Genomic DNA, 18,844 nt, shown 5'->3' with positions numbered 1-18,844 from the left:
ACCGCTTGCCATACGTGGCGTTTCGCTCACCGAGGGTAGTAACGGGACGTGAGCGGAGTGATCACATACGGGGGAGTTGTCGTGGGGCGCGTAACGACTGGATCGGCCGGGCTGCTTGCCCTGGCACTGGCGACCGCGTGCTCGGCGAGCAACGCGGCCGGAGCGGACGAGGGCGCGAGCCCGGTGGCGGCCGCGGCGGGAACCACCACCGTGTCGGTACTTCCGGCCAACCAGGCCGTGAACATCGGCACCGACGAGACCGTGATCGTCGCCGCGCCGGGCGGCGGCACGTTGAAGAGCGTCCGCGTCACCGGCCCCGGCACCACGCTGGCCGGCGTGCTCAGCGGCGACGGCACCCGCTGGCGCAGCACCCGCACCGCCAGGCCGGGCACCACCTACACCGTCTCCGTCACGACCGGCGACGGCAAGCAGACCACCAGCACGTTCACCACGGTCAAGGCCACCAAGAGCTTCGAGATCGAGCAGCTGACCCCCCACAAGGACAACACCGGCCTGACCGTCGGCGTCGGCATGCCCATCATGATCGCCTTCGACCGGGACATCACCGACCGGGTCAGCGTCGAGCGCAACCTGTACGTCAAGGCGAGCAAGCCCGTCGAGGGCGCCTGGCACTGGTTCGACGACCGGCACGTGGACTTCCGCCCCAAGACGTACTGGCCCGCGCACACCAAGGTCCGCCTCGAAGCGCGCCTGGCCGGCGTACGCGGCGGCCCCGGCATGTACGGCAAGCGCGACCACGTCCTCGACTTCAAGATCGGCCGCGAGCAGATCACCAAGGGCAGCACCGACACCCATTACCTGACCGTGCGCCGCGACGGCAAGAAGATCCGCGACATCCCGATGAGCGCCGGCCAGGGCGGAGTCTGGAAGTACCACACGACCTCCGGCGTCCACCTGGCGATGTCCCGCGAGCCGGTCACCATCATGATCTCGCCCGGCATCGGCCCAGGCTCGGCCGGCTACTACCGCATGACCGTCTACAACACGGTCCGCATCTCCAACAGCGGCGAGTACGTCCACAGCGCCCCCTGGTCCGTCGGCTCCCAGGGCTACTCCAACGTCAGCCACGGCTGCGTGAACATCAGCCCGACCAACGCCTCCTGGTTCATCAGGAACACCCTGATCGGCGACCCGATCATCATCACGGGCACGCCGCGCAAGCTGGAGCCCACCAACGGCTGGGGCCACTGGCAGGAGGACTGGAAGCAGTGGCTGCAGTGGAGCTCGATCAAGGCCGGCCGCACCGACGCGATGTAGGTCGCCCGGTCATGTAGAGAACGCGCGTGCCGTTCCGACTCTCCCGTGAAAGCAGGAGAGACAACGGAAAGGACGCGCCATGACGGCGACGAAGGCGGGACGCCGCGAATGGATCGGGCTGGCGGTGCTGGCCCTGACCTCGCTGCTGGTCTCCATCGATGTGTTCGTGATGCTGCTTGCCCTGCCCCACCTGGCGGCCGACCTGGGCGCGAGCAGCACACAGCAGTTGTGGATCACCGACATCTACGGGTTCGTGCTGGCCGGGTTCCTGGTGACGATGGGCACCCTCGGGGACCGGATCGGCCGCCGCAGGCTGCTGCTGATCGGCGCGGCCGCCTTCGGCCTCGCCTCGGTCGCGGCCGCCTACTCCACCAGCCCCGGCATGCTGATCGCCGCGCGGGCGCTGCTGGGACTGGCCGGGGCGACGCTGGCGCCGTCCACGCTCGCGCTGATCAGCAACATGTTCACCGACGCCCGCCAGCGCGGCCTGGCCATCGGAGTATGGCTGGCCTGCTTCATGGGCGGCGCCGCGCTGGGCCCGATCGCGGGCGGCGCGCTGCTCGAGCACTTCTGGTGGGGTTCGGCGTTCCTGCTGGGCGTACCGGCGATGGTGCTGCTGCTCGTCCTCGGCCCGGTGCTCCTGCCCGAGTACCGCGCCCCGTCGGCGGGCCGGATCGACCTCACCAGCGTCGCGCTCTCGCTGGCCGCCATCCTCCCCGTGGTCTACGGCCTCAAGGAGATCGCCAAGCACGGCTGGCAGCCCGTCGCCCTCGCCTGCCTCGCCCTGGGCCTGGCCATGGGCATCCTCTTCGCCCGCAGGCAGGGCAGGCTCGCCCACCCGCTGCTGGACCTGAAGCTGTTCACCCGCCACGCCTTCAGCACCGCCCTCGCCGGCATGATGGCCGCCACCCTGCTGATGGGCGCCCTCATGTTGTTCCTCACGCAGCACCTGCAGCTCGTCGAGGGCCTGTCGCCGCTGGCCGCCGGCCTGTGGATGCTGCCCGCCGTGGCCGCCAACGGCGTCAGCTTCCTGCTCTCGCCGCTGCTGGCCCGCCGCGTGCGCCCCGCCTACCTGATCGGGTACGGCCTGGCCGTCTCGGTCACCGGCCTCCTGGTCATCACCCAGGTGGACACGGTCTCGGGCCCGCTGACGCTGGCCTGCGGCTGGATCCTGATCAACCTGGGCGCGGGCCCGCTGGTGACGTTGAGCACCGACCTGATCGTGGGCTCGGTCCCGCCCGAGAAGGCCGGCTCGGCCGCCGCCCTGAACGAGACCAGCGGCGAACTCGGCTTCTCCCTGGGCATCGCCATCCTGGGCAGCCTGGGCGCCGCCCTCTACCGAGGCACCCTGGCCCTGCCCGACTCCCTGGCCCCGGCCGTGGAGACGGCCTCCAGGGACACGCTGGCGACCGCACTGGCCGCAGCCGAGGGAGTGGGCGGAGAAACGGGCGCAGCCCTCGTGACGACCGCCAGAGAGGCCTTCACGACCAGCCTGAACGTCGTGGCACTGGTCGCCGCGGTGGCCCTGGCCGCGATGGCGATCCTGATAGCCCGCCTCCTACGCCACGTCCCACCCACCCAGCCGGCCCCTACGGAGGAACTCACCCAGGCAACCCACTAACCCCTCGAACCGGCCGAGACCGTCCCGGGGATACGAGCCCTCGGGGGCGTGACCGGGAGGCCGCTGGAGCCTTGGCGGAAGGCGCGGGGAAGGTCTGTGGGTGGGGTGCCCGTGAGACGGGCACCCCACGCGGGGTTCGGGGCGCCGCGCGGTGGGGTGGGGGTCGGTGGGGCTCGGCGCCGTTGGGCGGTGGCCGGGGTGGGGCACGGTGGCCGGTCAAGGGCGGAGTCGTAGCGGCGAGTACCCCGTGAGCCCTCACGACCGGCGCTCGACAGACCTCAGCTCACGGCGGCGAGTCCGGGCAACCACGGCGGAAGCCGTAACGGATGGAAATGCCCTTGAAAGTCACAGAGGACGATGAGAACGACTGGTCTCGATCCAGCGGTCCAGGGTGGCGGCGGCGCGGCCGGAGTCGATGGCCTGGACGGCGCGCGCATAGCCGTCGATCATGGCCGAGTCGAGGTCGTCGCCCGCGCCGTCCAGCGCGACCAGTGCCGCGGCCGTGTTGAGCAGGACCGCGTCGCGGATCGGGCCCTTGTCGCCGCGCAGCAGGTTGTGCACCGCCTGGGCGTTGAAGTCGACGTCGCCGCCGCGCAGCGCGCCTACCTCGGCGCGCGGGATGCCGAGCACCGCCGGGTCGAACGTGGTCTGTGTCGCGGTGCCGTCCCTGACCACCCACACCGTGGACGTGGTCGCGATCGTGAGCTCGTCGAGGCCGTCGTCGCCGCGGAAGACCAGCGCGGAGACCCCGCGCTCGGCGAACACGCCGGCCAGGACCGGCAGCATGTCCGGGTCGTAGACGCCGATGGCCTGCGCGGTGGGGCGGGCGGGGTTGGTGAGCGGGCCCAGGAAGTTGAAGACGGTGGGGACGCCCAGTTCCTTGCGCGGGGGACCGGCGAAGCGCAGCGCCGGGTGGTAGACGGGCGCGAAGCAGAAGGCGATGCCGGCCTCGTGGGCCACGCTTGCCGTCTGCTCGGGGGTCAGGTCGAGGCGGATGCCCAGGTGCTCCAGCACGTCGGCGGCCCCGCACGAGGAGGACGCGGCCCGGTTGCCGTGCTTGACGACGCGGGCGCCCGCCGCGGCGGCCACGATCGCCGCCATCGTGGAGACGTTCACGGTGTGGGCGCGGTCGCCGCCGGTGCCCACGACGTCCACCACGGGACCGTCCACGTGCAGCGGGGTGGCCAGGTCGAGCATGGTGCGCGACAGGCCCACGACCTCGGCCACGGTCTCGCCCTTGGCCCGCAGCGCGATCGCGAACCCGGCGATCTGGGCGGGTGTCGCCGACCCCGACATGATCTCCCGCATGGCCCAGGCGGTCTCGTCCGCGGTGAGGTGCTCTCCGGCGAGGAGGGCTGACAGCAGGGCGGGCCAGGTCGTGCGGGAGTCCATCGTCGGGTACCTACTTCGCGTTGAGTCGGGAGGCGGAACGGCGGCGCATGAGACCGGCGACGGCGTCGGCCAGCACGATCGGCTCGATCGGCTGGGGGACCACGGCGTCGGCCTTGGACCAGTCGGCCAGCCAGCGGTCGTCGCGGCGGGCGATGATGAGGCAGATGGGCGGGCAGTCGTAGACCTCGTCCTTGGCCTGGCGGGAGACGCCCATGCCGCCCGCGGGCTGGGTCTCGCCGTCGAGTACGGCCACGTCGATCTCGCCGGAGCCGAGCCACTGGTGCACCTTGGGCTCGGTGGCGCACTCGACGATCTCCACGAACGGCACGTCGGCCGCCGGGCGGCGCCCGATCGCCTGCCGCACCTTGTCCCGGGTGCCGGCGTCGTCGCTGTAGACGAGGACCTTCATGGTCTCGTCGGTGCTCCCAGTGGTGCTCACTGCTGCGCTCGCTATCGGTCGTAGAGGTAGGGTCAACTGGATCGTACCGGGGGCGCGGGACGGAATCCCAGGCCGCCGGGCCTGGCGGGTGATTTGCCCTAATTATCCCTGGTTGGTGGCATGTTTGTTCCTGCTAACGGGGGGTCGTGCGCCGGACCGACCACAGGAACCGCAATAATGCTGCCCGTGGCGACAGCATCCGCAATAACTTCGACGACGACAGCACATTCGTCGCGCAGACCGAACCTGGTCAGCGTCGGGACGATCGTGTGGCTGTCCTCTGAGCTCATGTTCTTCGCGGCGCTGTTCGCGATGTACTTCACCATCCGGTCGGTGAGCATCGGTGACGGCTTCGAATGGGGCCCGTCCCTCCAGCCTGCGGGCACGGAGGCGGCTGCTCACCTGAACATCCCGTTCGCGACGGTCAACACGATCATCCTGGTTCTGTCTTCCGTGACGTGCCAGCTGGGCGTGTGGGCCGCGGAAAAGGGCCAGGTCGGCAAGCTCCGGTTCTGGTACTTCGTCAGCTTCCTCATGGGCGCGGTCTTCGTGGCCGGTCAGCTGTATGAGTACGCGGAGCTGGCGAGCGAGGGCGCGACCCTGTCGGCGAACGCCTACACCTCGGTGTTCTACCTGACGACGGGCTTCCACGGCCTGCACGTGACCGGTGGCCTGATCGCGTTCCTGTTCATGCTGGGACGCACGTACGCCGCGAAGCGCTTCACGCATGAGCAGGCCACCAGCGCGATCGTCGTGTCCTACTACTGGCACTTCGTCGACGTCGTCTGGATCGGTCTTTTCGCGACCATCTACATCATTCGTTAAGGAACGGGATCTCTGTGACTAGGACCACCGCCTGGCGGCGGCATCCCCTCGCGAGATATGCCGTCCTGGTTCTGGCCTTGGCGCTGATCGGGGTGGCTTACGCCACGCTCGTCCAGGGAAGCCGGCCGGCGGACGCGGCTCTCGCGTCCGGCAAGCTCGACGACGTCGCACAGGGCAAGAGCCTCTTCCAGGCCCACTGCTCCAGCTGCCACGGCCTCAACGCGGAGGGCACCTCCACGGGCCCCACGCTCGTGGGCGTGGGCGCCGCGGCCGTCGACTTCCAGGTGAGCAGCGGCCGCATGCCGGCAGCCAACCCCGGCGCCCAGGCGCCGCGCAAGCCCACCCCCCGGTGGGTGAACGAGGAGACGACCCGCCAGCTGGCCGCATACGTGCAGTCGCTGGGCGGCGGGCCCACGATCCCCTCCAAGGACCAGATCGACCCGGCCATGGGCAACGCGGCCAAGGGCGGTGAGCTCTTCCGCGCCAACTGCATCCAGTGCCACAACTGGGGCGGCGCCGGTGGCGCGCTGACCCGCGGCAAGTACGCCCCCAGCCTGAACGAGTCCTCTCCTCAGCAGATCTACGAGGCGATGGTCACCGGCCCGCAGGCGATGCCGGTCTTCAACGACACGACGATCACGCCGCAGGAAAAGCGCGACATGATCGCCTACATCACCGAGGTCCGCTCCCAGAGGGACCCCGGAGGCTTCGGCCTGGGCCGCATCGGCCCGGTCACCGAAGGACTCGTGGCGTGGGTCGTGGGTATCAGCTTCATGGCGCTCGTCGCCATCTGGATCACCGCGAAGAAGCGGAAGAAGTCATGACAGACAACGAGCACGAGAACGAGCAGCCGGACGAGCGCGTACCCAAGCGTGTCATCGGCACCCCCGCACCGGGCACCTCGATGCTCGGGGCGAAGGAGACCGTCGAAGACGCCGACGTGCCCGGCGTGATGATCCCCGACGAGAAGTCGGCGCGTAAGGCGGAGAAGGTCGTGGCGCTCTGCTTCACGATCACGTTCCTGTCGGCGATCGCCTTCATCATCCTGTACGTGCAGATCCAGGTCGGCACGCCGGAGTCGACGGGCCAGTCCAACCTGGCCCTCGGCGGCACGCTGACGCTGGCGCTGCTCGGCCTGGCCGTCGGCGTCACCGTGTGGGTGCGGTCGATCATGCCGAAGTACAACCTGATCCAGGAACGCCACGACCTCGCCACGGACGAGACGACCCGTGAAGAGGTCGCCGACACGTTCCTGCAGGGCGCCAACGAGAGCGGCTTCGTCAAGCGGCCGCTCCTGCGCCGCACGCTGCTGCTGGCCTCCGCGCCGCTCGGCCTGCTGCCGCTGGTACTGCTGCGCGACCTCGACAACTCCAAGATGACCGGCGCCAACTTCAACAAGCTTCTGCGCCACACCGTGTGGGCGGAGACGCTCAAGAAGCCGATGAAGCTGATCGTCGAGGGCACCGGGCAGCCGATCCGCGCCGCGGACTTCAACTCGCCCGGCGGCATCCTGTCGGTCGTGCCCGAGGGCTACGAGCACGACATGAACGCCCTGGCCAAAGCCACGCTGATCCTGATCAAGTTCAGGCCGGAGGACCTCAAGCCGGGCACGAACAAGAACTGGACGCACGACGGGATCGTGGCGTACTCCAAGATCTGCACGCACGTCGGCTGCCCCGCGGCCCTCTACGAGCAGACCACGCACCACATCCTGTGCCCCTGCCACCAGTCGACGTTCGACGCGGCCGACGGCGCCAAGGTCATCTTCGGCCCGGCCGCGCGGCCGCTGCCGCAGCTGCACATCGGTGTCGACGCCGAGGGTTTCCTCATCGCCAAGGAAGACTTCAACGTCCCCGTCGGCCCCAGCTACTGGGAGCGCGGTGACGCCGAGCAGGCGGCCAGGGAAGGGAGCACGGCATGAGTGAGCTCACGTCAGTGCCCAAGGCCATCAGCGGGCCGTCGAGCTTCCTCGACGACCGGCTGGGGGCGGGCAACTTCCTCAAGCGCAACCTCCGCAAGATCTTCCCGGATCACTGGACGTACCTGCTGGGCGAGGTCGCGCTCTACTCGTTCATCATCCTGCTGCTGACCGGTACGTTCCTGACGCTGTGGTTCAAGCCGGGCATGGAGCACGTGATCTACGACGGCTCGTACGCCCCGCTCAAGGGCGTCGGGATGTCGCAGGCGTACGCGTCGTCGCTGGAGATCAGCTTCGACGTGCGTGGTGGCCTGCTGATGCGGCAGATGCACCACTGGGCCGCGCTGTTGTTCGTGGCCAGCATGATGGTGCACATGCTGCGGGTGTTCTTCATGGGCGCCTACCGCAAGCCGCGCGAGCTGACCTGGCTGATCGGTGTCATCCTGCTCACGCTGGCGCTGGCCGAGGGCCTGACCGGCTACTCGCTGCCGGACGACCTGCTGTCGGGTGCGGGTCTGCGTATCACCGAGGGTGTGGCGATCTCGCTGCCGCTGGTCGGTACGTACATCACGTTCTTCCTGTTCGGTGGTGAGTACCCGGGCATGGATGTCATCTCGCGGTTCTACTCGCTGCACATCCTGCTGATCCCCGGCATTCTGCTGGCGCTGATCGGCGCCCACGTGGTCCTCACCTGGGTCCAGAAGCACACGCAGATGCCCGGCCGTGGCGCGAACAACCACAACGTGGTCGGCGCGCCGTTCTACCCGGCGTTCATGCTCAAGGCCGGGGCGATGTTCCTGTTCACCTTCGCGCTCATCGCGGGGCTGGGGACGTTCGCCCAGATCAACCCGATCTGGATCTTCGGGCCCTACAACCCGGCGGACATCTCGGCGGGATCGCAGCCCGACTTCTACATGGGTTTCCTGGAGGGCTCGCTGCGGCTCATGCCCGCCTGGGAGATCAACCTGTTCGGCACGTCCCACGCGGGCACGCTGCCGCTGAGTGTGATCATTCCGGCGTTGTTGCCGATGGGCATCATCATGACGGGCCTGGCGCTGTATCCGTTCCTGGAACGCTGGGTGACCGGCGACCACCGCGCCCTGCACGTCTCCGACCGCCCCCGCAACAACCCGCACCGGACCTCGATCGGCATGTCGGCCATCGTGTTCTACGGCGTGTTGTGGCTGCTGGGAGCCAACGACGAGATCTCCAACGTCTTCCAGATCAGCCTCAACGTGACCACGTATGCGGGCCGGGTGCTGGTGCTCATCGGGCCGGTGCTGGCGTACATCATCACCTACCGGATCTGCCTGGGGCTCCAGCGTTCCGACGCCGCGGTCATCGGCCACGGCGTGGAGTCGGGCGTCATCAAGCGGCTGCCGCACGGTGAGTTCATCGAGGTGCACACGCCGCCGATCGACACGGTCGAGGACTCGCTGCGGGCCAAGGAGCCGGTGCCGATGGTGGCGGTCGCCGAGGACAGCGCGGGCATCCCGCCCAAGGGGATGCGCGGGCCGCTCGGCAAGCTGCGCGCGGCCATGTCCAAGTCGTACGGCGGGGAGAAGATCCCCCTCGACGACGGCCACGGCCACGGCCACGAAGACGACCACGCCGCCGTAGGCGCCGGCGACAGCGGCGGTGACAAGTCCATCACGCGCCACTAGTTCACCAGCAACTCCGTTAAGGGCCTGAGCCATGCGTTCGGGCCCTTTGCGTGTTTCTGGCTCTCCGTGTGGTCGGGCTGCCTCTGGGGCTGTCCGTTCGGGCGCACTTTCCGTTCAGGCGCACCTTCCGTTCAGGCGCACTTTCCGTTCAGGCGCACTTTCCGTTCGGGCGCACCTTCCGTTCAGGTGCACTTTCCGTTACGGCAAGCCGCCCCACCGCCACCCGCCGCCGTGGGCTGGCGCCGATCGTGGGGATCGCTTCTCACGTCGGACGTGGTCCCCACCGCAACGGCCCACCTTGACCCCTCGCCGCCGAACCCCTCGCCGGCCAGGAGACACCGTGCAGGCGGCGGGGGAAGCGGTCAACGGGAAGATCCGGGACCGGGAGTTGTGGTTCCGGGGCGGCTGAAAGGCGCTGGTGCCGGGTTGGGGTTCGCGGGCGCGTGCTGGCCTTGGCCGTTGCGGCGGGGTGTTGTCCGACGTGAGAAGCGATCCCCACGATCGGCCTCAGCCCACGGCGGCGGGTGGCGCGGGGCGTGGCTTGCCGTAACGGAAAAGACGCTTGAACAGAGGCTTGCCGTAACGGAGAAGGCGCCTGAACAGAGGCTTGCCGTAACGGAAAGAGGCCCTTCAGGGGCGTGCGGCGCGGAGGTTCTGAGGGCCGACAGAGAAAAGTGATCAGTCGGTCTCGGGGAGGCCGATGGAGAAGGCGGACTCCAGGTCGTGTTTGGAGTACGTGCGGAAGGCGATGTGGGTTTCGGTGTGGAGCACGCCGGCCACCTTGTTCAGGCGGCCCGGGATGACCTCGGCGATCTGCTCGTAGGCCGACACGCGGACCATGGCCAGCAAGTCGTATTCGCCGGTGATGGAGTAGACCTCGCTGACCCCGTCGATCTCGGCGATCGTCTGCGCGACCTCCGGGATGCGGTCGACTTCGGCGTTGATGTGAACGATTGCCGTGACCATGGCTGCCACCTTATCGCAGCGCCTTGTGGTCGAGTCCGCGGTAGGCCAGGTCGATGCGGGCCTTGTGGCGGGCGGCGCCGCGGGCGGGCAGGCTCCATTCGCCGTCGACCTCCACGAGGCGGATGCCGGGGGACTCCAGCCAGCGCAGGATGCACTCCGTCTCCTCGGCGGTGGCGGCGTGGGTGGGGCCGGGGCCGGGGATGACGGTTTCGGCCGTGGCGACCAGTGACTCCACGTAGGGGACGGGGTGGGTGCCGCGGGCCATGACGCCGGCGGCGGCGAGGCGGCCGTAGCGGATGACGTGGATGTCCCAGCCGCCGTCGAACGCGGGGCTCGCGGCGACCATCTGCGGGATGCCGGTCAGCGCGGACAGGCGTTGCATGCGCGCGGCGGCGCGGATGAACGTGGCCAGGCGGTCGCGGTCGACGGAGGCCTCCTCGTAGCGCTGCTCGACCGACAGACGTTCCATGCGGGCGCTGACGGCGGTGTAGACGGCGCCGGCGTCGTGTTGCATGGCGCGTCTGGCGGCCTCGGTGTGCAGGGAGTAGTCGGCGGGGCTCTCGTGGCCGGCGCACGGAGCGCCGCAGCGACCCATCTCGTGCAGGGCGCAGGCGGCGACGCGGGTGGAGGCGGTCAGGCGCTGGGTGCACTGGCGCAGGGGGACGGCCTCGTGCAGGGCCGTTCTGGCGTCGTCGGCGGCTCTGGCGCTGCTGAAGGGGCCCAGGTACGCGGCGTCGTCGTCGCGTACCTCGCGCACGATCGAGAGCCGGGGGAAGGGCTCCTGGGTCAGCTTCAGCCAGACGACCTTCTCGGGGAAGCGGGAGCGGCGGTTGTAGCGGGGTTTGGCGCCGCCGATGAGGCGCAGCTCGCGTACCTCGGCCTCCAGGGCGGTGGCGCAGACCACGTGGCGCACGCGTTCGGCGATGCCGATCATCTCGCGCACCCTCGGGCGGGTCTCACTGGCGGTGAAGTAGGAGCGGACGCGGTTGCGCAGGTTGTTGGACTTGCCGATGTAGAGGACCTCGCCGCGCTCGTCCTCGAACAGGTAGACGCCGGGGGCGTGGGGCACCGACTCGGCGAGGTGGCGCTTGCGCTGCTGCTCGGGCGTGGGGGCGCGGACGAACGACTTGAGCTCCTCCAGCGTGTGGACCTGGAACGAGCCGGCCCGGCCGATCAGGCCGTGCAGGACGTCGACCGTGGCCCGCGCGTCCTGGAGGGCGCGGTGGCAGGGCTCGGTGGGGCTGCGGAAGAAGCGGGCGAGGGTGCCGAGCTTGGCGTTGGGCACCTCGTCGCGGGTGAGCACGCGGCGGGCCAGGTCGACGGTGTCGACCACCGGGTTGAGCGGGGGCGGATAGCCGAGCGCGGCGCAGGCGGCCTTGATGAAGCGGGTGTCGAACCCGGCGTTGTGCGCGACCAGGACGGCGCCGCTGACGAACTCCAGGAAGCTCGGCAGCACCGACTCGATGCGTGGCGCGGCCACGACCATGGCGTCGGTGATGCCGGTCAGCACCGAGATGAACGGCGGGATCGGTCCACCCGGGTCGACCAGTGTGGAGAACTCGCCGAGCACCTCGCCCGCCTTGACCTTCACCGCGCCTATCTCGGTGATCGCGTGCTCGGCGGGGGATCCGCCGGTCGTCTCAAGGTCGAAGACGACGAACGTGACTTCGCTGAGGGGAGTGCCTAGCTCGTCGAGAGTGCCTTGAACCGCGTCCACGAACCAAGACCATAGAAGGGGGGACCGACAGTTATCCGCCCGCATCCCCTGTCCAGCCGATCGGATCGGGGTTCGGGAGCGTACCTGACCGATAAATCCTGATCTTTCGTTAGTCTCCTACCTATGTCCGGGGGACGACTCGCCAACAGGTACGCCCTGATCCGGCCGCTCGGCAGCGGCGGCATGGGCCGCGTCTGGCTGGCGCGAGACGAGATGCTTGATCGCGAGGTCGCGGTCAAGGAGCTCACGCTGCCCGAACACCTGGCCCCGCGCGAGCGCCACGAGGCCGTGACCAGGGCGGTACGCGAGGCGCAGGCCACCGCACAGCTACGCCACCCCGGGATCGTCGCGCTGCACGACGTCATCGTCGAGCACGACCGGCCCTGGCTGGTGATGGAGCTGCTGCGCGGCCGCGACCTCGGCGCGCTGGTGGCCGCCCAAGGGCCGTTGCCGCCCGCCCAGGTCGCCCGCATCGGCGCCGAGACCCTCGACGCGCTGTCGGCCGCCCACGCCCGCGGCCTGCAGCACCGGGACGTGAAGCCGGGCAACGTGTTCCTGACCGACTCGGGCCGCGTGGTGCTGACCGACTTCGGCATCGCCCGCCAGGAGGGCCAAGCCACGCTGACCGAGCAGGGGCTGATGATCGGCTCGCCCGGCTTCATCGCGCCGGAACGTCTGGAGGGCCACCCGGGCGGCCCCGCCAGCGATCTGTGGTCCCTGGCCGCCACGCTCTTCCTGGCCGCCGAGGGCAGCCCCGTGTACGACGGGCCGGTGGCCGAGCGGATCAAGAACACGCTCACCAGGCCGCCCAGGCCCGCCCGCGGCCCGATCGGCCTCCTCCTGGCCGCCATGCTCGCCCGCGACCCCGCCGCCCGGCCCGACGCGGCCACGGCCCTGCACGCGCTGCGGCAACTGTCCGCCGGCCAGAACCCCGAGCTGCCCAGAGGCCACGACGCCACCGTGCCCACGCGGCGCAAGGGCCGCGGCCGGGCCTGGATCTGGATCGCCGCCGCGGCCGCCGTGCTGCTGGTCGCGGGCGTGGGCGGCTTCTTCCTGCTGCGGCCGGGGGACAACGCGCCGCCGAGCGCGTACAACGTGCCGCTCGACCTGTGCAAGCTGCTCACCCCCGAGGAGGTGGGCACGCTGCTCGACACCCGCCAGGCGCCGGCGGTCAAGCCGTCCGCCGACGAGGTGGGGCCCAAGTGCGGCTGGACGCTGCAGGGCGCCGGTCTCGGACTGCAGGTGCAGAAGGACTCCGACACCCCCGACCCCTGGCGGATGACCCCCGCCACGGCCGGTCGCCTCCTGACCAACCAGGAGCGCTACTGGAACCGTTCCGCCAAGCTCCAGTGGACCTGGCCGGAGATCGGGGTCAAGCAGAGCCTGCCCGCCAGCCGCGGCGCCATCAGGAAGGTCACCGCCCCGGGAGAGGGCGGCTTCGCCTTCGAGCTGTCCGGCAAGACCGGGAGGGTCCACAGCTCGTTCGTGTTGTTCCGGACGGCGAACCTGGTCGTGCAGGTCGAGTACACCACGATCAACAACAAGCCCACCGACGTGGAGATCAGGAACACCGCGCAGAAGGCAGCGCAGCTGATCGAACAGGGGCTGCGCCGTGCGGGCTGACGGCTCCGGCTCCTATCTCCTCGCCGGCCGCTACCGCCTGCTGGAGCGGCTCGGCGAGGGCGGCGCCGGCACGGTCTGGCGGGCGCTCGACGAGACCCTGCACCGTTCCGTCGCGGTCAAGCAGGTCAGGGTGCCGGGCGGGCTGAGCCCGCACGAACGCGCCGAGTTCGCCCACAACGCCATCCACGAGGCCAGAGCCGCGGGACGGCTGCGCGACCCGGCCATCGTGCTCATCCACGACGTGGTGCTCGACGGCGACCAGCCGTGGATCATCATGGACCTGTCCACCGGCCGCTCGCTCGACAAGGTCGTCAAGGAGCACGGCCCGCTGCCGCCCGGCCTGGTGGCGGCGATCGGGCTGCGCGTGCTGTCGGCGCTGGAGACGGCGCACGCCGCCGGGATCGTCCACCAGGACGTGAAGCCGGCCAACATCCTGCTCGACGCCGACGGCACCGCGATGCTCACCGACTTCGGCATCGCCGCCCCCGTCGGCGGGCGCGGCGACCGCTACGGCAGCGCGGGCTCGCCCGGCTACATGGCGCCGGAGCGGCTCAACGGCCACGCCTCCGGGCCCGCCTCCGACCTGTGGTCGCTCGGCGCGAGCCTGTACACCGTGGTGGAGGGGCGCCCGCCGTTCGAACGGGCCATGCCCGCCGCGGTGGCCGCCGCCGTACTGCTGCACGAGCCGCCCTTCCCCACGCGCGCGGGCAGGGATCTGGGCGGGCTGCTCATGGCGATGCTGGCCAAGGAGCCCGCCGCCCGGCCCACGGCCGCGCAGGTCCGCGCCGCGCTGTCGGGCGGGCCGCCGCCGCGGGTCCAGGCCTCCGGGCCGCGCCGGCGCCGGTGGGCGCTGCCGGCCGCGCTCGCCGCCGTTCTCGTGCTGGGGGCCGGGGCCTGGTACGGCGTGGCCGTCCTGACCGCTCCGGACGCCGGAAAGTACGCCACCGCCCCCGACCCGTGCACCCTGCTCCCCGCGGCCCAGGTGGCCGAACTGCTGAAGACGGCGGCCAAGGCCGAGCGCACCCGCGAGGGCGAGTGCCGCTGGCGGGTCTGGCGGGGTTCGCGGCCGGCCCGCGAGCTGACCGTGCGCACCCGTGCCGAGCAGCCCCGCGGGGGCCTGGACGGGCCGGGCGCGGCCCGCACGCTGTTCGACGCCGACCGGGTCAACAGCAGCGCCTCGAAGGGGACCACGTTCCGGCTGACCACCGGCGACGTCGCCGACGTACCCGGTGTGGGCGAGGCGGCGTTCGCGCAGTCGACGTTCAAGAAGCACCTGACGGGAAGCAACGGGCAGGGCACCGCGCGGGTGCTGTTTCGCGACAGCAACCTCATCGGGGAGGTCCTGGTCTACGAGCAGGACGCCCGCGAGGTCGGCGCGGAGGACAAGGACCTGGCCGCGCGGGCCGCGAAGGCCGTCGCGGGCGCCCTGAAGGGCTGATGCGTATGGGACGGAGCGTAAGGGGCTGATGCCTGCAAGTGCCTTGCAAGCCCCATGACTAGCATGTTTCCCCACCGTTCCCGGGCAAGTCAGGAGTGACGCAGTGAACCCCGGTAGCCAGTTCGAGCCGCCGACCAACCCGTACCGCGGACCGTTCGAGCAGCCGACCATGCCGCCGGCCCAACTGCCGCCGCCCCGCCGCAGGGGCTGGATCGTCGCGCTGGTCGCCGCCGTGGTCGTGGTGGTCCTGGGGGCCGGGGCCGTGGCGGCGCTCGTGCTCACGGGCAAGGCCTCGCTGCCCGGCACCCGGCCGCCCGCGGCCAAGCCCACGGGCGTGCCTTCCGGCTCGGGCTCGGGCAAGCCGGCGGCGCCGGCCGCGCTCGACGTGTGCGCGATGGTGCCGCGGAAGGAGGCCGAGCGGCTGGTGCCCGGCGCCACGGTCAGCGGCGACTCGCGCGACGCCCCCGACTCCTACACGATCTCCTTCACCTGCAACTGGACAAACCGCCGCATCTCCTACAACGAGTTCTGGCGCAGCCGCGAGATCGACATCCGTGTCGAGCAGCACAAGGGCGAGGGCGCCAAGACCGGCCGTGCCATGGCCCAGAGCTCCTACGAGCTCGACCTCAGCGGCGCCAAGTACCGCGAGACCGCCAAGCCGGAGCTGCGCAAGGACGAGAAGGAGTACATCTCTCCGATGCGGGAGATCCCGGGCGTGGGCGAGGGCGCCTTCGTCCAGTACACCTGGCGGCGCTCCGGGGACCTGCTGTGGTACTCCTTCGGCGAGGCCCAGGCCAGGAACGGCGACATGACCGTCAAGGTCAAGTTCCAGGCCAGCCAGCAGCCCAAGGACGCCAAGATGCTCACGAACGAGGGCACCAAGTCCATCAACGAGGAGAACGCGCTGCGCGAGGCGAGCGCCCTGGTCGGCCACGTGGTGAAGGGCATGGCGGCCTGGCAGGCGGCCAACCCGAACGTGCTCGCCCAGCCCAAGCCCAAGGTCTCCGCGTCGCCGACCGCCCGGCCCACGCTGTCGCCCACGCCGGTGGCGGTCTTCCCGCCGGTGTGCCAGAAGGTCGCGCAGGTCGCGCTGGAGCTCGTGCCGGAGGGCGAGACCCGCGCCCGCGGCGCCGAAGCAGGCCAGGAGCGCCAGAGCGAGTGCCGCTGGCTGAACAAGAAGATCCCCATGGAGGGCGCGGGCTACAAGCTGCGCAGCGCCATGATCACGGTCCACGAGTTCACCAACCGGGCGGGCGCCGAGGACCAGGGCGCGGCCAGGGGCATGTACGCGCAGAAGCGCGGCGCCAACCAGGAGATGGGCTTCGGCGGCATCACCTGGAGCAAGATGACGGACATCAAGGACCTGGGCGACAGCGCCTTCAGCCAGTACGTCAAGTACAAGAAGGGGCTGCTCCACAACGGCAGCGGCACGATCGTGCTGCGCGTCGGCGCCAAGGTGGTGCTCGTGGACTACGCCGGCGTGGACGTCCCCGAGGGCGCCGCGCCCAACACCGCCAAGGCGCGGCTGCTGGCCGACCAGGAGGCCCGCGAGGGCGCGCTCAAGCTGGCCCGCGCCTTCGTCGCGGCGATGAAGGAACAGCCGATCGGCAGTTGAGGTTCCTGCAACTGGGTTGCAAGTGCGATGACTACGGTTGTCAGTCAAAAGTCACGCTTTGCCCAGCACAGGGGCCTGGGCAAAGCGTGACTCGTCTCATCGCCTGACGACGAAGGGCTCCAGCAGCCCCGGCACCGCGACGGACGCCGTGCGCAGGCCCTCGTCCTGGGCGACGTCCAGGACGTCGTAGTGGCCCTTGCCCGCCGCCGTGGTCGCCGAGACCGTCAGCAGCCCGGCCCGGCGCTGGAAGAACGACTGGCGTACCGTCCACCCCACGATGCCCGAGCGGTCCAGCGCCACCGTGCTGCGCAGCGCCGAACCCGACCGGGTGAGCAGGTGCCTGGGCCCCAGCCCGTGCCCCAGCCCCCGGTACGCGTCCACCGCGAGCCCCAGCGCCACCGGCAGGGCCGCGACCGGCGCCGCCCAGGCCCAGACCGGCACCCACGCGAACACCGCGTCCAGGACGCCCACAGCGGCGGCCAGCACCACCACGTACGCCACGGCCCAGCGCAGCCGCCTGAGCCTGGCCGCGCGCGGGTGACGCAGCAGCACCGGGTGCTGCTCGCCGGGGAGCGCGCCGTAGACGGCCGAGGCCACCTGCCAGGCCAGTTCGCGCGGCATGGGCGGGGTGAGCGCCGCCACGTCCTCGGTCTCGTTCTCCTCGGCCTTGCGCAGGCCCGTGGCCACGGCCTTCACCTTGGCGCCGCCGCCCAGCCTCAGCAGCAGCGGCTCCGCCACCTCCACGCCGCGCAGCCGCCGCTCCTCCAGCGTCAGCGAGCGGGTGGTCAGCAGGCCGCGGTGCAGGCGCAGCCGTCCGGGCTCGCGCTCCAGCCGGTAGCGTCCCCACGTCTCGGCGAAGAGCCCCAGCGCCCCCACGACGCCCACGAACGCGTTGGCGCCCACGAAGGCCAGCGCGGCCGGCCACGGGTGCTCCCGTACCCACGACCACGCCTCCTTCAGCGTGCCTTCCTTCACCAGGTCGAAGCCGAGTACGTCGAGCAGCTTGTAGAGCGCTCCGGCCACGATCGCGCCGCCCACGAACGTCCAGATGCTCAGCGGGGCGTACCTGATCCAGGCCCAGTCCAGCCGCGCCACCGCCGCGTCGGGCCCCGCCGTCTCCGCTTGCGGGCGCTCTCCCTCCAGCAGGGTACGGCGCAGCGCCTCCGCCTCCGGCCTGACCAGCGGGTCGAGGGTCAGCTCCTTGGTCTCGCCGGTGTGCTCCCCGGTGCCGATCTTGACCACGGCCAGCCCGAACGCCCGCCGTACCGGATCGGCGGTGATGTCCACGCTGCGCACGCGCTCGAGCGGCACCGACCGGTGGCGGCGCTCGGCGATGCCCGAGCGCAGCTCCAGGCGCTCGCCCGTCAGCCGCCAGCGGGTGGTGCGCAGGCGCAGCACGTCGTAGACCGCCACGGCGGCCATGATGACGACGGCGGCGAGCGCGCCGACGCCGGCCACGGCGCCGAACGACCAGTCCTGGCCGAGCAGGATCCGGCCGAGCACCACGACCACGGGCACGATGATGGCCACCGACATCACCGTCGAGGCGGCCACGCTCCTGCCCGCCAGCTTCCGCCAGCCGTCCTGCTCGGGCAGCACGTCCTGCTCCTGCGCGGTGGTCATGTGGCGTCTCCCGGGGTGGCCTGGGTGATCGCGGTCAGGCGCTCGGCGAGCCGCGCCGCGAGCTCGTGGTCGAGCGCCTCGATCTTGATGTGGCCGGCGGCCGAGGCGGTGGTCACCGTGACGTCGGCCAGCCCGAACAGCCGTTGCACCGGCCCCCGCGCGGTGTCGACCGTCTGGATGCGCGACATCGGCGCCACCCGCCAGGTGTGGGTCACCCAACCCTGGCGGGTGTAGACCGCGTCGTCGGTGACCTCCCACCGCTGCACCCGGTAGTACGCACGCGGCGCCACCAGGGCCAGCACCAGGCAGATCAGGACGAACGCGGCCACCACCAGCCCCAGCCACAACGGCCGGTCGGAGAAGAACCAATACGCGGCCCCGGCGGCCGCGGCGATCGGCACCGCCAGCAGCAGCGACTGAACCGTCCACCAGGAGACGGCCCTCGGGTCGGCCTGGTGGCGCGGCGGGCGCAGGGCGAGCGTGCTCATCTCACGCCTCCCTCTTCTTGGCCGCGCTCGTGGCGGCCAGGAGCGCGCCGCCGAGCACGCCGAGGACGATGCTGGCGAACACCTCGTATCCGCTCAGGAACGACAGCCTGTTGACCAGCAGCAGGTCGTGCGCCCAGCTCCACCAGCCGAACAGGGTATTGATCACGCCGCCCGCCCCCTGCAGCAGGAGGAGCCAGCCGGCAATCTCGAGGACCACTCTCATGGCTCCAGCCTGGC

The 18,844-nt window shown here is 70.7% G+C and carries 16 protein-coding genes; 9 read left to right on the top strand and 7 right to left on the bottom strand.

The annotated features are described in order from the left end of the window. Positions 1-81 precede the first annotated feature (81 nt). Both ACFWYW_RS07500 and ACFWYW_RS07495 read left to right on the top strand, forming a co-directional pair. The gene (locus tag ACFWYW_RS07500) at positions 82-1,278 is read left to right on the top strand and encodes an Ig-like domain-containing protein (RefSeq protein ID WP_379611600.1); all 1,197 of its coding nucleotides are present in this window, start codon (positions 82-84) and stop codon (positions 1,276-1,278) included. Between the two features lie 79 nt (positions 1,279-1,357). Further along, positions 1,358-2,899, top strand: coding sequence for an MFS transporter (locus ACFWYW_RS07495; protein ID WP_379611601.1), 1,542 nt, complete (start codon positions 1,358-1,360; stop codon positions 2,897-2,899). 345 nt (positions 2,900-3,244) lie between these two features. Here the strand turns inward: ACFWYW_RS07495 and trpD are convergent, their stop codons facing one another. Both trpD and ACFWYW_RS07485 read right to left on the bottom strand, forming a co-directional pair. Next, entirely contained in the window at positions 3,245-4,291 is a 1,047-nt protein-coding gene (gene trpD / locus ACFWYW_RS07490; RefSeq protein ID WP_379611602.1) for an anthranilate phosphoribosyltransferase, read from the bottom strand. A gap of 10 nt (positions 4,292-4,301) precedes the next feature. After that, a complete protein-coding gene (locus ACFWYW_RS07485) occupies positions 4,302-4,700 on the bottom strand; it encodes a hypothetical protein (RefSeq protein WP_379611732.1) in 399 nt (132 codons plus the stop codon). A 207-nt stretch (positions 4,701-4,907) separates the two neighbouring features. Between ACFWYW_RS07485 and ACFWYW_RS07480 the strand changes: the two genes are divergently transcribed. Genes ACFWYW_RS07480 through ACFWYW_RS07465 form a run of 4 tightly spaced genes read left to right on the top strand, consistent with a single transcriptional unit; the run spans position 4,908 to position 9,137 of the window. Further along, positions 4,908-5,555 carry a heme-copper oxidase subunit III gene (locus tag ACFWYW_RS07480; protein WP_184970856.1) on the top strand — a complete coding sequence of 216 codons (648 nt, stop codon included), beginning with the start codon at positions 4,908-4,910 and terminating at the stop codon, positions 5,553-5,555. A 14-nt stretch (positions 5,556-5,569) separates the two neighbouring features. Continuing rightward, on the top strand, positions 5,570-6,379 hold the full coding sequence (locus ACFWYW_RS07475; RefSeq protein ID WP_379611603.1) for a c-type cytochrome: 810 nt from the start codon (positions 5,570-5,572) through the stop codon (positions 6,377-6,379). Beyond that, positions 6,376-7,476: a Rieske 2Fe-2S domain-containing protein gene (locus ACFWYW_RS07470; protein WP_379611604.1), complete on the top strand. Its 1,101-nt coding sequence runs from the start codon at positions 6,376-6,378 to the stop codon at positions 7,474-7,476. Before ACFWYW_RS07475 ends, ACFWYW_RS07470 begins: the two co-directional genes overlap by 4 nt. Further along, on the top strand, positions 7,473-9,137 hold the full coding sequence (locus tag ACFWYW_RS07465) for a cytochrome bc complex cytochrome b subunit (protein ID WP_379611606.1): 1,665 nt from the start codon (positions 7,473-7,475) through the stop codon (positions 9,135-9,137). The genes ACFWYW_RS07470 and ACFWYW_RS07465 overlap by 4 nt, the downstream gene beginning before the upstream one ends. 678 nt (positions 9,138-9,815) lie before the next feature. On the opposite strand, the gene ACFWYW_RS07460 is transcribed toward ACFWYW_RS07465, so the two are convergent. Together ACFWYW_RS07460 and ACFWYW_RS07455 are read right to left on the bottom strand one after the other, a co-directional pair. Beyond that, positions 9,816-10,103, bottom strand: coding sequence for an Lrp/AsnC family transcriptional regulator (locus ACFWYW_RS07460; RefSeq protein ID WP_184970864.1), 288 nt, complete (start codon positions 10,101-10,103; stop codon positions 9,816-9,818). A 10-nt stretch (positions 10,104-10,113) separates the two neighbouring features. Beyond that, positions 10,114-11,820, bottom strand: a complete 1,707-nt coding sequence (locus ACFWYW_RS07455) for a DEDD exonuclease domain-containing protein (protein ID WP_379611607.1) — start codon at positions 11,818-11,820, stop codon at positions 10,114-10,116. Positions 11,821-11,943: 123 nt separating this feature from the next. On the opposite strand from ACFWYW_RS07455, the gene ACFWYW_RS07450 reads away from it, so the two are divergent. From ACFWYW_RS07450 to ACFWYW_RS07440, 3 genes are all read left to right on the top strand, one after another. After that, positions 11,944-13,443, top strand: a complete 1,500-nt coding sequence (locus tag ACFWYW_RS07450) for a protein kinase (RefSeq protein WP_379611608.1) — start codon at positions 11,944-11,946, stop codon at positions 13,441-13,443. Then, positions 13,433-14,881: a serine/threonine-protein kinase gene (locus ACFWYW_RS07445; RefSeq protein ID WP_379611609.1), complete on the top strand. Its 1,449-nt coding sequence runs from the start codon at positions 13,433-13,435 to the stop codon at positions 14,879-14,881. The genes ACFWYW_RS07450 and ACFWYW_RS07445 overlap by 11 nt, the downstream gene beginning before the upstream one ends. Before the next feature lie 103 nt (positions 14,882-14,984). After that, positions 14,985-16,496: a hypothetical protein gene (locus ACFWYW_RS07440; RefSeq protein ID WP_379611610.1), complete on the top strand. Its 1,512-nt coding sequence runs from the start codon at positions 14,985-14,987 to the stop codon at positions 16,494-16,496. Positions 16,497-16,592: 96 nt separating this feature from the next. On the opposite strand, the gene ACFWYW_RS07435 is transcribed toward ACFWYW_RS07440, so the two are convergent. The 3 genes from ACFWYW_RS07435 to ACFWYW_RS07425 are packed head-to-tail and all read right to left on the bottom strand — an operon-like array spanning position 16,593 to position 18,830. Then, entirely contained in the window at positions 16,593-18,119 is a 1,527-nt protein-coding gene (locus ACFWYW_RS07435) for a PH domain-containing protein (protein ID WP_379611612.1), read from the bottom strand. Continuing rightward, positions 18,116-18,607, bottom strand: coding sequence for a PH domain-containing protein (locus ACFWYW_RS07430; RefSeq protein WP_379611614.1), 492 nt, complete (start codon positions 18,605-18,607; stop codon positions 18,116-18,118). The genes ACFWYW_RS07435 and ACFWYW_RS07430 overlap by 4 nt, the downstream gene beginning before the upstream one ends. Position 18,608: 1 nt before the next feature. After that, positions 18,609-18,830 carry a hypothetical protein gene (locus tag ACFWYW_RS07425; RefSeq protein WP_379611615.1) on the bottom strand — a complete coding sequence of 74 codons (222 nt, stop codon included), beginning with the start codon at positions 18,828-18,830 and terminating at the stop codon, positions 18,609-18,611. Between the last annotated feature and the right edge of the window lie 14 nt (positions 18,831-18,844).

The sequence above is a fragment of the Nonomuraea sp. NPDC059023 genome (assembly GCF_042740095.1).
Classification (GTDB): Bacteria; Actinomycetota; Actinomycetes; order Streptosporangiales; family Streptosporangiaceae; genus Nonomuraea.
Note: the sequence above shows the minus strand (reverse complement) of the source record. Positions and strands in the feature narration are given on the sequence as shown.

Bases quoted from the DNA above. Each gene is read 5' to 3' on its own strand.
- ACFWYW_RS07435 (WP_379611612.1), bottom strand. From the start codon at position 18,119: ATGACCACCGCGCAGGAGCAGGACGTGCTGCCCGAGCAGGACGGCTGG.
- ACFWYW_RS07460 (WP_184970864.1), bottom strand. From the start codon at position 10,103: ATGGTCACGGCAATCGTTCACATCAACGCCGAAGTCGACCGCATCCCG.
- ACFWYW_RS07480 (WP_184970856.1), top strand. From the start codon at position 4,908: ATGCTGCCCGTGGCGACAGCATCCGCAATAACTTCGACGACGACAGCA.
- ACFWYW_RS07450 (WP_379611608.1), top strand. From the start codon at position 11,944: ATGTCCGGGGGACGACTCGCCAACAGGTACGCCCTGATCCGGCCGCTC.
- trpD (WP_379611602.1), bottom strand. From the start codon at position 4,291: ATGGACTCCCGCACGACCTGGCCCGCCCTGCTGTCAGCCCTCCTCGCC.
- ACFWYW_RS07465 (WP_379611606.1), top strand. From the start codon at position 7,473: ATGAGTGAGCTCACGTCAGTGCCCAAGGCCATCAGCGGGCCGTCGAGC.
- ACFWYW_RS07425 (WP_379611615.1), bottom strand. From the start codon at position 18,830: ATGAGAGTGGTCCTCGAGATTGCCGGCTGGCTCCTCCTGCTGCAGGGG.
- ACFWYW_RS07495 (WP_379611601.1), top strand. From the start codon at position 1,358: ATGACGGCGACGAAGGCGGGACGCCGCGAATGGATCGGGCTGGCGGTG.
- ACFWYW_RS07430 (WP_379611614.1), bottom strand. From the start codon at position 18,607: ATGAGCACGCTCGCCCTGCGCCCGCCGCGCCACCAGGCCGACCCGAGG.
- ACFWYW_RS07470 (WP_379611604.1), top strand. From the start codon at position 6,376: ATGACAGACAACGAGCACGAGAACGAGCAGCCGGACGAGCGCGTACCC.
- ACFWYW_RS07485 (WP_379611732.1), bottom strand. From the start codon at position 4,700: ATGAAGGTCCTCGTCTACAGCGACGACGCCGGCACCCGGGACAAGGTG.